Source organism: Nitrosospira briensis C-128 (assembly GCF_000619905.2).
GTDB lineage: Bacteria > Pseudomonadota > Gammaproteobacteria > Burkholderiales > Nitrosomonadaceae > Nitrosospira > Nitrosospira briensis.
On record NZ_CP012371.1, the window covers coordinates 2783807 to 2797527 of the forward strand.

Annotated in this window: 14 protein-coding genes and 2 tRNA genes; 8 read left to right on the forward strand and 8 right to left on the reverse strand. The window is 52.0% G+C overall.

Annotation, left to right across the window (positions count from 1 at the left end):
• Nucleotides 1–98: 98 nt before the first annotated feature.
• Nucleotides 99–560, reverse strand: a complete 462-nt coding sequence (queD, locus tag F822_RS12680; protein ID WP_025041620.1) for a 6-carboxytetrahydropterin synthase QueD — start codon at nt 558–560, stop codon at nt 99–101.
• Between the two features lie 68 nt (nt 561–628).
• Nucleotides 629–937, reverse strand: coding sequence for a hypothetical protein (locus F822_RS12685; protein ID WP_156304421.1), 309 nt, complete (start codon nt 935–937; stop codon nt 629–631).
• A 32-nt stretch (nt 938–969) separates the two neighbouring features.
• Between F822_RS12685 and F822_RS12690 the strand changes: the two genes are divergently transcribed.
• Nucleotides 970–1830 carry a radical SAM protein gene (locus F822_RS12690; RefSeq protein ID WP_025041618.1) on the forward strand — a complete coding sequence of 287 codons (861 nt, stop codon included), beginning with the start codon at nt 970–972 and terminating at the stop codon, nt 1828–1830.
• Between the two features lie 95 nt (nt 1831–1925).
• Here the strand turns inward: F822_RS12690 and F822_RS12695 are convergent, their stop codons facing one another.
• Nucleotides 1926–2210 (reverse strand): helix-turn-helix domain-containing protein, encoded by a 285-nt coding sequence (locus F822_RS12695; RefSeq protein ID WP_025041617.1) that lies wholly within the window; start codon nt 2208–2210, stop codon nt 1926–1928.
• A gap of 597 nt (nt 2211–2807) precedes the next feature.
• On the opposite strand from F822_RS12695, the gene F822_RS12700 reads away from it, so the two are divergent.
• The 3 genes from F822_RS12700 to F822_RS12710 all read left to right on the forward strand — a co-directional run bounded on the left by F822_RS12700 (nt 2808) and on the right by F822_RS12710 (nt 5843).
• On the forward strand, nt 2808–4037 hold the full coding sequence (locus tag F822_RS12700) for an aspartate kinase (protein WP_025041616.1): 1230 nt from the start codon (nt 2808–2810) through the stop codon (nt 4035–4037).
• Between the two features lie 116 nt (nt 4038–4153).
• Nucleotides 4154–4246, forward strand: a tRNA-Ser gene (locus F822_RS12705).
• Between the two features lie 586 nt (nt 4247–4832).
• The gene (locus F822_RS12710) at nt 4833–5843 is read left to right on the forward strand and encodes a zinc-dependent alcohol dehydrogenase family protein (RefSeq protein ID WP_082204648.1); all 1011 of its coding nucleotides are present in this window, start codon (nt 4833–4835) and stop codon (nt 5841–5843) included.
• Nucleotides 5844–5883: 40 nt separating this feature from the next.
• On the opposite strand, the gene F822_RS12715 is transcribed toward F822_RS12710, so the two are convergent.
• On the reverse strand, nt 5884–6240 hold the full coding sequence (locus F822_RS12715; protein WP_025041614.1) for a DsrE family protein: 357 nt from the start codon (nt 6238–6240) through the stop codon (nt 5884–5886).
• Between the two features lie 353 nt (nt 6241–6593).
• Between F822_RS12715 and F822_RS12720 the strand changes: the two genes are divergently transcribed.
• Both F822_RS12720 and F822_RS12725 read left to right on the forward strand, forming a co-directional pair.
• Nucleotides 6594–6670 (forward strand) — tRNA-Arg (locus F822_RS12720).
• A gap of 659 nt (nt 6671–7329) precedes the next feature.
• The gene (locus tag F822_RS12725; protein ID WP_025041613.1) at nt 7330–7983 is read left to right on the forward strand and encodes a PEP-CTERM sorting domain-containing protein; all 654 of its coding nucleotides are present in this window, start codon (nt 7330–7332) and stop codon (nt 7981–7983) included.
• A 401-nt stretch (nt 7984–8384) separates the two neighbouring features.
• Here the strand turns inward: F822_RS12725 and F822_RS12730 are convergent, their stop codons facing one another.
• Nucleotides 8385–8708, reverse strand: a complete 324-nt coding sequence (locus F822_RS12730) for a type II toxin-antitoxin system RelE/ParE family toxin (protein ID WP_025041612.1) — start codon at nt 8706–8708, stop codon at nt 8385–8387.
• Complete coding sequence (locus tag F822_RS12735; RefSeq protein WP_025041611.1) at nt 8695–8967, reverse strand: type II toxin-antitoxin system Phd/YefM family antitoxin; 273 nt, start codon at nt 8965–8967, stop codon at nt 8695–8697. Before F822_RS12735 ends, F822_RS12730 begins: the two co-directional genes overlap by 14 nt.
• Before the next feature lie 580 nt (nt 8968–9547).
• Between F822_RS12735 and F822_RS12740 the strand changes: the two genes are divergently transcribed.
• A complete protein-coding gene (locus tag F822_RS12740; RefSeq protein WP_025041610.1) occupies nt 9548–10219 on the forward strand; it encodes a PEP-CTERM sorting domain-containing protein in 672 nt (223 codons plus the stop codon).
• 564 nt (nt 10220–10783) lie between these two features.
• Nucleotides 10784–10999: a hypothetical protein gene (locus F822_RS12745; RefSeq protein WP_025041609.1), complete on the forward strand. Its 216-nt coding sequence runs from the start codon at nt 10784–10786 to the stop codon at nt 10997–10999.
• 214 nt (nt 11000–11213) lie between these two features.
• On the opposite strand, the gene F822_RS12750 is transcribed toward F822_RS12745, so the two are convergent.
• On the reverse strand, nt 11214–11597 hold the full coding sequence (locus F822_RS12750; RefSeq protein WP_025041608.1) for a hypothetical protein: 384 nt from the start codon (nt 11595–11597) through the stop codon (nt 11214–11216).
• 227 nt (nt 11598–11824) lie between these two features.
• A complete protein-coding gene (gene mnmC / locus F822_RS12755) occupies nt 11825–13711 on the reverse strand; it encodes a bifunctional tRNA (5-methylaminomethyl-2-thiouridine)(34)-methyltransferase MnmC2/FAD-dependent 5-carboxymethylaminomethyl-2-thiouridine(34) oxidoreductase MnmC1 (protein ID WP_025041607.1) in 1887 nt (628 codons plus the stop codon).
• Nucleotides 13712–13721: the final 10 nt, after the last annotated feature.

Here is a 13721-nt window from a genome sequence, read left to right on the forward strand (position 1 = left end):
AAGAAGGCTCACGGTAAAAAGACTTGTTTGCAGAATTTTTCATTTTGCATGGTAACAAAAAGATGGCATAAAGCAAATGTCGAGGCCGCAAGACTTATTCAGCGCATCTTCAATACCTGGGCTCGCGTGGCATCTGCCCAGCAATTGGGCGTTTCAAACAAGCGCACCTGCTCCAGTCTCAGGTGGTTGCCATAGGTATCCTGATAAGCCGCATCCAGTATCCGGAATGCGGTGAGCACGAGATTTTCCGCCGTGGGTGGCGTATCCAGCACGACTGTTTTATGATCTTCCAGCGATTGAAGAAATTGCAATAACTTTACGTCTTCGGAATATACCAGGAATGCATGATCCCATTTGTCCACCAGCACGGTGTTGGCAATGCGCTTTACCTCGGAATAATCCATTACCATCCCTTGTTCGGCGACGCCCGCCTCAGTGATAATGTCCCCGGACAGGGTAATTTCAATAGCGTAGCGATGCCCGTGCAAGTGACGGCATTTGCTATTATGGGAAGGTATGCGATGGCCGGCATCGAATTCCAGCCTGCGTGTAATTAACATTATCCTAAATCCGGTAGTTGACCGCTCATTTAATAGGTTAGTGCTGTGATTAATGACAATATTTCATATTATTTGACGCTCACCTTCCGGGTGAGGGCGCTACGGGGAGAATTGCACAGTTTCTGGGGCACATGGCTGCGTTGCAACTTCTTGGAATGGAACGGCGCCCCGGAGCGTCGCCCGAGGGGCCCCGCACAGCGGGGATCGGGCAGCGCAGGGGATGATGCCGCGATCGCGTTCCACACCAAGGGGGCGCCCGCATCCCGCTTCGGGGTCGCACCTTCCTGCGGAAGGCACTGCTCCGCCCTGCGCTGCCGCATTCCGCGTCGTTGCGCCTTGCCCTGCACCCCAAAAACAGTACACTTCTCTCCGTCCAACTACCGGATTTAGGATTATCGGAATTGTAACATTGCAGCGAACTTCCAAACGATTGCATGTCGAGGACCACAGCCGCGATGTCGCGGGGATGACCTACGTCTATCCCGTGGTGTCGCGGCGCGCCGGAGGCGTTTCGATAGGCATCAATCTCAATCCCAACAATGCATGCAACTGGCGCTGCATTTATTGCCAGGTTCCTGAACTCAAACGCGGAACGGCGCCGGTAATTGATCTGGCCAAGCTCGAGGCGGAATTGCGCACGTTCCTGCATGAAATCCTGCATGGCAACTTCATGCAGGCACAAGTACCGCCGGAAGCGCGGCGCATCAACGACATCGCATTTTCCGGCAATGGCGAACCCACCAGTGCCCGGGAGTTTGAACAGGCGGTGGAACTGATCGGACGCGTGAAAGCCGATTACGACCTGCCCGAGGCGCTTAAGCTGGTGTTGATCACCAATGGCAGCCTGATCGAGCGGCCTGGCGTACAGGCGGGCTTGCGCCGCATGGCAGCGCTCAACGGCGAGGTCTGGTTCAAGCTGGATAGTGTTACCCGGGAGGGGAGGCGCTCCATCAACAATACCAGTATGAGCCTGAAGCAGGTTCGTGAAAACCTGGAGCTGGCTGCGTCTTTATGCCCTACCTGGCTGCAAACCTGCGTGTTTCAAATCGATGGCTTGCCGCCGACTCAGCTGGAATCGGACGCCTATCTAACATTTATAGAGAAATTCCTGCAAGGAGGAGGGCTGCTCAAAGGGGTATTGCTATATGGGCTTGCACGCCCGTCCCTGCAGCCGGAAGCACCGAGGCTCACAAACATCGGTCAGGCGTGGATGGAGTCATTTTCGACGAAAATCCGCGCCCTCGGACTCGCTGTCAAGCTGAATCCGTGAATTCCAATTCTCGCCTTCCCGATTCTCACATCGATATTCAATGATATTAACCAAACCGGACCGTGATGGCTGTACCTTGACGAGTATATTGACCGTTACTTTGCCTTGGCTGCTTTCTTCAGACTCTTGTACAAATCGGGATTCTGGCTTTTCAGCAACGCAGCCACGGCCAGATCATCCTTTTTGATTTTGGTGAGATCGATATGCTCCATATGTACGAGTCGCACGAGCTCTCTTACCGGCCGGGGCATATTCCGCCCGCTTTCGTAACGGGAGCCTCCACTTTGAGTGACACCGACTTTGCTCCAGAAGTCATGCTGGTTAAGACCCAATTTGCGGCGGATTTCACGAGGATTGGATATTTCTTCGAAGAGTTTCATGGGTCGGCTCTCACAGGTTATGGTAAAAGGTTATTGTTGAGGTTATGTTATAGAATTATTGCACATACATAAATTTAATTCGTTTTTTTATTCTATGCAAGTATTAAGTGCGTCGGTTTTTCTCCTTGCCAGGCTTTGTCGGACCTTCATACTTATCATTTTGGCATGTTTGGGGAGCCTTGGGTTACTCTCGGCGCAAGCGTATGGCGCTTCGCGGAGATGAGAGGTGCGAAAGGAAGGGGATACGATGGAGCGAATGGCTAATCCCCTGTCTTCATTAGGGAATTGCTGTCGGGCTCACCATAAGTAGCGGTGCAAATTCCAACTGACCTGCATAGCGTAAATGAACGGAGTCACCGTCGTAAACGGCGATCGCGTTGCGAGTTCCCACGACTGAACGGAAGAAATTGGCGCTTGCTTCCGCCTATCTGGAATTGTTCCAAGTTTTCTTTCCGGTAATGAGGTAAAATCCACGAAATAAAAAACTATATTCTCTGAGGCAAACTCTTGTCATCACCGGCTGTAAATTGATCCGGCATATAATCCGGTTTTGCTTGCGGCAAGGTTCGTTATTCCAAACATAGAAGCCGGGTAATCGTGACACTTATTATTCAAAAATATGGCGGTACATCGGTCGGCAGCACTGAGCGCATCAAGAACGTCGCGCGGCGCATAGCGAAGTTTCAATCCCGTGGCCACCAGGTCGTGGTTGTGGTTTCAGCAATGAGCGGGGAAACCAATCGTCTTATTGCTTTAGCCAGGGAATTCCAGTCGCATCCCGATCCGCGTGAACTGGATGTCATGGTGTCGACCGGAGAGCAGGTTTCTGTCGCGCTGCTTTCGATGGCGCTGATGGATATGGGCATCAAAGCAAAGAGCTATACCGGGACACAGGTGAGAATACTTACCGACAACGCCCATACTAAAGCGCGGATATTGAAAATCGATGAGGATAAAATACGCAGGGATCTCGATGCAGGGTATGTGGTGGCGGTGGCCGGGTTTCAGGGCGTGGATGAAGCCGGCAGTATCACCACTTTGGGCCGCGGCGGGTCCGATACGACGGCGGTTGCACTAGCGGCAGCACTTGAGGCCGATGAATGCCAGATTTATACCGATGTGGATGGCGTTTATACCACCGATCCGCGCATCGTGCCTGAAGCTCGCAGGCTCAAGACCATTACTTTCGAGGAAATGCTTGAAATGGCGAGCCTGGGCTCGAAGGTATTGCAAATTCGTGCCGTCGAATTCGCAGGTAAATACAAGGTTAATTTACGGGTGTTGTCCAGCTTCGAGGAAGAAGGGGAGGGCACACTGATTACTCTCGAGGAAGAAAAGAACATGGAGCATGCGATTATTTCCGGTATCGCATTTAATCGGGATGAAGCCAAGATTACCGTGCTGGGTGTGCCGGACCGCCCCGGAATTGCTTATCAGATTCTCGGCCCGGTCGCGGATGCCAATATCGATGTGGATATGATCATCCAGAACGTCGGCCACGACGGCCTGACGGATTTTTCGTTTACGATAAACCGCAACGAATTTGCCAGAACCATGAATATCCTGGAGAACCAGGTTCAGGCCCATATCGGCGCGCGTGGTGTCGTCGGCGGCGAAAGAATAGCCAAGGTATCGGCAGTGGGTGTCGGAATGCGCTCGCATGTCGGTATCGCCAGCAGAATGTTTCGAGCCCTGGCGGAAGAAGGAATCAATATCCAGATGATTTCCACCTCTGAAATAAAAATCTCGGTGGTGGTGGATGAGAAATACATGGAGCTCGCCGTACGCGTGCTGCATAAGGTGTTTGAACTGGATCAGGCGCCATAACCGTTCGAGCAACCGGGTATGCAATTCATGGCGTCAAATACACGCCCCGGCGTTTGACCGTAGAGTTGTAAACCGCTATCCTAGTGTGGCTTTACGTTTTTTGCTTTGTGCTTTGTGGAGAGATGGCCGAGTGGTCGAAGGCGCTCCCCTGCTAAGGGAGTATAGGCTCAAAAAGCTTATCGAGGGTTCGAATCCCTCTCTCTCCGCCATTATAGGCATGCGCTCAATTTTTACGGTTTGCCAGAGCTTCTCCGGTCGCTGATACTATCGGGCGAGGGCGCTAGAATGAGCGCGGCCATCACTACCGTTGAAGCTACCGGTAGTGAAAATTTTCACTTCGCTCGCTTGAGACATATATGCACTTGGGTGGAAAACGCCCAATTTGCTTCGTTTGCCGCGAGCGCTCATCTGTTACCCTCCGCCCTCTAGTTTTATTATCTAACGCGCTTTCAGATGGCGTGATATGTACATATTTCTAATGATTGTCCCATGAGTTGGATCGTCACCTCACCTGTATATACAATTCAATCGTCGCGGTAGTATCTGCAACTGCTTTATTCTTGTTTACCATCTTTTTTGCTGCTAGTCTAAAAAATGGAGTGCCACGTTGTATCCTCGCTCCCGACATTAGAGGGAAGAATAGTATGAGTAATTGTGCCGCGGTGCTGAGTAACTATTCCAGCGCAGGTTTTATCGGCTGCATGCTTGTACTTTTACCACCAACCGGCGAGGCTCAGTTGGTTCGGTAATGGCGCGGCTCAATGGAGGTTCATCAATCGATACCCTGATGCTGACATGTCTACGCTAAACGTTTCCATGCATGCAATGGTTCTAGAAGGGCCCGGTCAACCGGTTCAGATGCGCAGCATGCCTCGCCCACAACCAGGCTCTGATGAGCTGCTGGTCAAGATTGCAGCCTGCGCTGTTTGCCGCACTGATTTACATGTGGTTGACGGCGAACTGCCCGATCCAAAGCTCCCCATTATTCCGGGCCATGAAATTATCGGTCGAGTGGTGGCTTGCGGAACGAATGTCCATAATTTTTCTATCGGTGAACGGATCGGCATCCCCTGGCTGGGATGGACCTGCGGCCATTGCCGGTACTGCCGCAGCGGACAGGAGAATTTATGTACTACCGCCAAATTCACGGGTTATCAGATCGATGGCGGGTATGCCGAGTACACTGTCGCCGACGCGCGTTATTGTTTTCGTATACCCGGCGTTTATAGCGATGTCGAAGCGGCCCCCCTGATGTGTGCCGGACTCATTGGTTACCGTGCACTCAGGATGACGGAAGATGCGGAACGGGTCGGAATTTATGGATTTGGCGCCGCCGCCCATATCGTGGCCCAGATTCTGGCTCATCAGCGACGGAAATTGTTTGCATTCACACGTTCTGGGGATATTGTGGCGCAGGATTTTGCCGGGAGGATGGGCGCTGCGTGGACAGGCAACTCGGACATGATGCCGCCCGAAGCGCTCGATGCGGCTATCATTTTTGCACCGGTCGGCGCGCTGGTGCCTGCCGCATTGCGAGCGGTTCGTCCGGGTGGAATTGTCGTATGTGGGGGTATCCATATGAGCGACATCCCCAGTTTTCCCTACGATATTCTATGGCGTGAAAAGCGTTTGGTCTCAGTCGCCAATCTCACCCGTCGAGATGCCGAAGAATTTCTAGCGCTGGCGCCAGAAGTTCCAATCAGGGTAACTACGGAATTGTTGCCGCTCAGCCAGGCGAATACAGCATTAACGAGGCTGCGTGAAGGGAAGTTAACTGGTGCGGCGGTGCTCATTCCTGAGTCTTAGTTTTGTCAGGATGGGTTGCGTTGCCACCGGGTGTATAACATCAGAAAGCGATACACTTATCACGCTCGGCCACCGCCTTGATATAGTCTCCCATGTTTTTGATCAGCGCGCCGGATACAAGATCGGGCTCACCAATCTTTCGCGCAACAGCACAAGCACCGCACACCCAGATGGGGATACCTGCCGTTTGTATGGCCACTAAAATATCTTTTAACGGCGGCAAATTTACGCCCGTTATGTGATCGCCTATCCCAGGGCGCGCAAGCGTCACGGCTTCATTCCACAGAAATAGAATTACGTCATGCCCTTGCTCCCGTGCGGCTTTTGCAGCCATGAAAGGCAGGGTTGCCATTGTCGGATCGTCGGTTCCGTGACTTCCAGAGATGATGAATTGCATAAAGATATCCTTTTATTCGTAGCGGTTCAAAAACCTTGGGGTCAGGCAGCGTTCGTTCCGATACTTTAGCACGAGCGTGATCAGGCACAACATACTGTTAAATGAGATTACTGGCGTATTTGTTATCGGCTATCGCTTGATGGCTGCTGTATTTAGTTTATATAAGCCCCGAGCGTTTCAGGAGCCAACCCCGAATGGGTTTGCGACTCATCAAACTCGGGGTCAGTAAAAAATAGCTTTGACCTGAGGGTATACCGCTCTGGTATAATAAATCAGTTCACGCACGTAAATGGAACGGAAATGGAAATATGGCGACGCGAATCGCCAATCTTCCGCGCAAATGATCAGCTTCAGCGCCCGTAGCTCAGTTGGATAGAGTACTTGGCTACGAACCAAGGGGTCGTGGGTTCGAATCCTGCCGGGCGCGCCATAAAATCAATGGGTTAGAGCTACGCTGCTCTAACCCATTTTTTCTTTGTATTTCCATGAGCAAACCAAGAAATTGCTGGATTAGCGTTTTGACTATAGTTTAAGGACTGTTAAATCCACAGATCCCTGATTCTAGCTCAGGTCGAGATTCTTTTTCGTGCTTCGATCCTTGCCATAGCTTCAGCATCCCATCCTTCCAAAGCTGTTCATCTGCCTCGATAGGCTCTCCCTCACGCGGCGCCGCTTTGAGCAGATACTCCCAATTGCGTTTCCGCCCTGCACCGTTCTTCTTCCGTCAACAGGTATGTCAATAATCCAGATCAACGATGATATCCAGTTCGTCAGCCTGTTTTTTTCATCCTTACCATCCCGTTCGTAGCAAATCTTCACGGCAATATCCAGAAGCCCAATGCTATTTGCTCTTTATCTCCACTACCGCGCCCAGTAGTCTCCAGCAGAGCTGCGTGCAACTTTATTCCATAAAGAATATCGATGGCAGAACGCTCGGCGTAGCTCAACAGAGCTATATGCTAGAACCAGTTGGGCTATTTTAATTCTTTGATTAAAGCGCAGAATTACTGCAACTGATCCGAGGGAGTCAGGAACGTACCCTGGGTTCGCCCGGGATGGTGATTGTCTTAATTCTTCATGGAGAAGCAAATGAACATACGAACAAAATCAGTTATCGCGGCCCTGATCTTTGGTGGATCAATTTCCACTGCCTCCGCATCTGCTGTCATAACTGACATCACCGCGAGCGGATCCGGCTTGGGCTCCTTTTCCTTCCTTGCCAGTTCCACCGATGACAAAGGCCTTGATTTTTCCAAAGTATTTGACAGTGTCAATCCGATTACGTTGACCTTCACCGTTGCTCACTCTGTTGGCAATGGCGGTTCTTATAACATTATCGAGTCGATCACCAACAATACGTCAACTGCTTTTAGCGACTTTCACCTCAGCATTGCGCAACCCACGAATATCCCAGGAAACGGCGTGGTTTTCACCAGCTTCAACTCATCAACCCTGGGTGGTTTCACGCTCGACTCACCTTCCGTGAATCAACCCTCTCCCTTCAATTCGAGTGGGCCACGCGACCTTAACTTTACCGGAACCCTGGCGGTAGGAGAGACAGCGAATGCGAGTTTCAGCCTGAAACCGTTCGACCCGGGTACTGGCAACACTTACACCTTTACCATTACCCAGACGCCGACGGTTAGCCCGATTCCTGAACCGGAAACCTACGCCATGCTGCTTGCAGGGCTTGGGCTGATGGGTGCTATGGTACGGCGCAGAAACATGAAGCACAACGTTTAGTCGGTATCCCCGCTGTCGTTGAGCTCCGGCACTGGTTCGCAGTGCATGGATTGTTACAACTCAAGATATAACCCTGCACTTTGCAGGATAGTCGCATACAGACCCGCTTCGGCGGGTTTGATGCTTTCAAGTTGGCCTTCGATCTGACTGAATTGCCCTTCTTGCAGTACGATTATCCAGCAGCCTGTCGGACTTGAATAATCGCAGCGAAATATGAACCAGCCAGACGCTTTTGCAACCGATTTCCTTTAAGTCCGACAGGCCGCCAGGGGCGCATACCCGGGCAATGTTGTATGAGAATAAGCTTATTGGGGCTTTTGATCTCGCTCCGGTGTTCGAAAGTGTGCTTGATATCATCGACGCTTTCCTGGCAGGTGTCTCAAGACACATACTGGAAATTATCACTCGCGCTCCTGTGATTTTTCAGTGCGGAGATCAAAAGCGCGTTCGACATCCATGTTCGGATGCAATAACCGCAGAACAGTAATCCCATCTTTCTGAGGAAGGTAGAAAGCAATATGGGAAGCGACGGTAAAGGAGCGCACTTCCGGCGCTATCTCGTCCCGCTCAAGCCCGATGCGCGGCGACAGGCTCAATTTTATCAGAGCAAGTTCGAGTTCTTCCCGGTAATGGCGTGCCTGAGCGATACCCCAAGCCTGTTTCGTATAGCGGCCAATCTCTCGTAAATCTTCAACGGCTTTTGCGGTGAACTCAAGGCGAGGCATTAATCAAAAGCTCTTTATCGAGTTCCGCAAAGGCCTGCTCGCCTGATATGACGCTCCCTCGTTCTGCCTCATCAAGGCCTTTGCGCACTTCCTGGCGCAAGAATTCGAGCCTAAGCCGCTGATGGTCCTCGAAGGCTGTGGCCGACATGACGACAGCAACGGCGCGACCGTTCTTGGAAATCGTCACGGGTTCGCGTTGTGCCTTATCGAGCAGAGCACCGAAATTGGTTTTTGCATCGGCAGCCGCAATCGTATCCATTGCAATTCTCCTCCTGATTTTAATCATTATAATTTATTTGATCATTATGATCAATCTGGTCATGAACACCTCGAGCGCTATTACCAAGTTCAGGGCAGTTGCCAATAGGAATTCTCTACCCACGCCCCACACCATTCCCCGATGTATTCCGTTCCGCCACATTGCAGCGACACCGACTCACGTCATTAGGATCAACCAGCCGGGGATGGCGAATCCCAATATCTGATCTTGCTCATGATCCGGTCCTCTTGAACGAAGCGCACCATACCCGCGGACCCGAACTCAGCTGTCGACACATGGATTCCCAGAGTTGCTTTCCCCGCTCTGGGGCTCTGTGGCTCTGCAGATTGTCATATGCCGTCCATGAGAATCGAAATCTATCTTGCTAAGGGAAAAATGGTCCGCAAATGGGCGCCAAGAATACGGGCGGTATGAGAGAAGGAGCACGACATTGATTCTAACTGACAACGGGTTGAAACTTTCCAGTTGCGCTATCTGTACTTCAGTCCAATAGTTATCCGGCATGAGGTCTGTATGATGAGCCTTGATCTACTGATTTAACAACCCACGGAAGAAAAAAATGAACAAATTGGTTAGCGCCACTGCTGTTTTCGGGATTCTTTTGATAGCCATATCGCCTGCTCGGGCGGCGCCCATCTATACGATAGCCGATTTCTCGGGCGGGGTTTCCACTGTAACCGGTTTAGGTAATAGCCTGGGTTTTCAACAAACCAGCACATGCAGCGGCTGTGCGGCAGGTAGCGTGGGTGGCCAGGTATTGTTCGATAAAAGCCTCATACCAGCAAGCGGCACCGATATCGTTAACATCGCGCTTGCATCGATCGCCGGTGTCTCGAACCACGATATTTTCAACATTGTATTGGGAAGCAAACCGCTGGGATTCGAATTTGGTGATATAAATGTAACAGGCAGCCCGTCCATACAGTTCAAGGATGGGGTATTCAACGGTTTTTCCTTCATGGAAGATTTTGTCGTCAACGGGAAAACCTATGAATTCAGCATGCAAGGTTCAGCTTGGGCCATAAACTGGTTAAAAAGTAATTCCTCTTCGGATTTCGTTGCCTCGGGATATGTGACGATTGGAAGCGCTGGACTATTCAACCAAGCAACTCTCTTTCCATCCTTACCGGAGTTGCCCGCTACGGCCGTGCCCGAACCCGCTACCTTCGCGCTCTTTGGCATTGGTTTATTGGGTATCGTAATGACTCGCCGGCGAATGGCGAGGCGATGAACGTTCCCGCAGCATATCCGATCATTTTCCCAAAACGAATATATGATCCTAGCGCAGTCTGTCGGACTTAAAGGAAATCGGCTGCAAAAGCGTCTGGCTGGTTCATATTTCGCGGCTTTTTCGGCCAATAGAATAACTGTTGGCCTTCAAAATCCTTAAAATCTGCCCACACCCAGTCACTTTTTCGCTGCGATTCTTCAAGTCCGACAGGCTGCTAGACAGGAAAAACGAAATTTTGGTTTCGCCAAAGCACGGCGGGAGGCAATCGAGGAATAAGACGAGGAGGATCAGGAAAAGGGCAACAGAACTCGGAATGGGAATATTTAAATATCAATGGCTTATACATGTATCATCCGAAAATCCATAGCACATTTGCTATTATATAAGTTATTGATATATAATAGCTATTATATATCATCCGAGCTGGGTGCGAACCAAGGTGTTCGTGGTCTGAGTCCCAAGAGCCATAACAAGGGATTAGGCATTCGCCTAATGCCCTGATTTTTTTGAACTAGTGGTGGGCAGCCTTAGCGCGGAACCTCCAATAACCTTTCATATTCAACCATGCCTACTTCCATTTATTGCTACCACTGCCACATTCCCCATGACCGCAGCGAAATGCGATTGGTCGTTACGAAGACCGGCAAGCGATGGCGCTGCGAGCGCAGCATCAAGAGCGCCCAGGCGGACAGAAAAACTCGCGATGCGTTCGGGCGGCAGATTTCGGCCCTTAATAAGGCGGACGCGCAGGCGAGAATCAGGATGACGTTGAAAGAATGAACAACTCAACAATTATCGGCTTTAGCTGGTGGTTGTTGAGTCTGTATAGATAATTGAAAGGCAAGGCAGCGGACGCTCGCCGGCCATAAATCGCGGATCGCAGGTTCGAATCTGTCGAATCTTCATATCAAAAGGGTCAGGCAAAAAGCCTGACCCCTTTTTTCAAGCGCTTGAATTAACTCGAATGCGTATTTGATTTATAGTTGTGTCCGGCTCATGCAGATTCTTTCTTGACTAAAGTAAGGTTGGTATCTGCCAGCAAGCCTCCAAGAAAGCACTGGAAGCTCATATCTTTTTTCAGTACGGCGCGGACGTCGATTATGAGGCGTAATTGCCCGCTTTCCAGCCTCAGAAGCTTCAGGTAATTGGGGAAAAGATGATGTGCCGGTACAGCAATTCCGTTGCCTGCGCGTTCTGCCGGATAACTCACCCATTCAGGCACCAGGCCGGACTGGCGTATGGCGGCTTCGGACTCTTCAAATACGTAGGCTGTAATGCCAATGGCAGCGCTCGTCCAGTAACTGATCGGTATAAGCGGTTGTGCTGCCTGAAGGGTTTGTGCGGCTTGCGGCGATTCACGCTTGGGTTTAGCTTTCATAAGGCTCCTCTGTAAGCGGGGTTAGTACTGCTCTCCCGTCGCAGATCGGGCGGAATGGCTGAGATCAGATCCTGGTTCCTGGTGCAAGGTCAGGGGAACTGTCCAGATGCCATGCAAGTGAAGCTGTCCGGGAGAGATATGCGTATTTTACGGGTTTTAAGGTACGTTGCCCATTGGACCAAAGTACACCTCACGCTGTCGCCAGCCGCAAGCCCAACGTAGATTATTCAGATTCCCGGTGAGCCTATCCCGATCGCTGGGCTGACCCTATAGCTTGAAGCCTCCCTTGCACGCTTTGCGACAGGAGAAAGCGCATTAACCACAGCCAATGGCAGGGGCAGCAACTGTTCACAGGATGCCGACGCGATCAATTCGGCGGAAAGTCCTGCGCTGATCAGGCCGCGAGTCCCATGGCCCAGGCTGGTATATAGCCCAGGCGACAATTTTCCCACCAGCGGCATTGCGCCGGGGAGAGAGGCTCTTACCGATGCACGGCCGTCCAGTTGCCCAATATCCAGCGAATCTGTATTCATCGATCTGGCTAATACTGTGGATATTTCTGTCAATCGGGATAAATTTTTGGCATGGTCGGCTATGCGCAAATCAATTGCTTCATCATTGAAGCTGTGCGTCGCACCCATCATATGTACGCCTGCAATTGAGGGGAGCAGGTAGCCGCCGGTACAAACGATGGTTCGCAGATTACGGCTATGCGATGTCGCGGGCAACGCAGTGATTTGCCCCCGTACCGGCGTCAGCGGCAAGCTTGCCAACGGGGCGAATGATTTCACCTCATATCCAGTGCAAACGACCACTAGCTGAGCCTCATGGCACCAGGCCTGTTCACACTGGTTTTTCCCTTCCACACGCCAGCCGGCATCCACCGCTGTCAATGATTCGACGCGATGGGCGGTGAAGTGAGCGATGGCTGGGTTCGACGCCAATGCCGCGCACATCCGCGGTGGAGCCACCCAGCCTCCAGCGGGAAACCACAGCCCTCCACATGCCAGCTCGATGCCTGCCAGCATGGATGCTTCAGCCGCATCTACGCGCCGCAATACATGTGGCGGCCAATCGAGTGCCGCCAGTTTGTCGATACGTTTGGCTTCTTCCGCTGAAAATGCCAGTTGCAGCTCTCCGCATTCGGCGCGGACGATGCCATCTATGGGCAGCTTTTCATCGAACAGGGCGAGAGCATGCCCATAGGAGGCTAGGACGAAGCGTTGCAGAGAGCTCATGCCTGCAGCCAGACGGGTGTGCAGTATGCCGCTGGGGTTGCCTGACGCTCCTGTGGCCAGCGCAGGCGATCGCTCGATCAGCTTAACGGAGATGCCGCGCATCGCCAGCGCTGAAGCAGCGGCACAACCGGCCACACCTCCGCCGATGACGATGGCTGTTGCCGGAATGGATCGCACGGGGGGCGACCCAGGAAGGCGGCCTTGCAGCATTTCACGTTTCAGGCCGAAGCCGGGTGATTTGCTTATCTGGAACCCAGCTTGCTCCAGGCCGCGCCGTACATGGCCGGCGCAGGTATAGGTGGCTAACGTCGCACCCGGCCGGGAGGCCTGCACGATGCCCTGGAATACCTGCTGAGTCCACATTTCGGGATTACGGGCGGGTGAAAAGCCATCCAGAAACCATGCGTCGATACTGCCGCAGATTTCAGGTAGCGCTTTGGCGACGTCGTCCACTACCAGCGTGAGGCGTACCCGGCCTTCGCCGAAACTCCACCGGTTCCAGCCAGGCACGCGGCGCCGCCAGCGCTTGATAAGTTCGTTGGCATAGCCTTGCAGCGCCGGCCATTGTGCCAATGCGTCGTTCAGTTCCCGCTCAGTGAGCGGATATTTTTCGACGCTGAAAAAATCCAGGCTGCATCTGGATGGGGATGGGATAACTTCGTCGAATAACTGCCACGTACATAAAAAACTCAATCCCGTGCCGAACCCTGTCTCGCCGACGGCAAATCCATCCCCACTTGGCAATGATGCAAAACGCTCAGCCAGGCGGTTGCCTTCCAGAAAAACGTGGCGTTTTTCCGCCACGCCGGAATCTCTTGAGAAATAGATGTCGCCGAAGCGGGAAGAAAACGGTTGGCCGTTTTGCCAATCGAGCATCAGCGGGAGG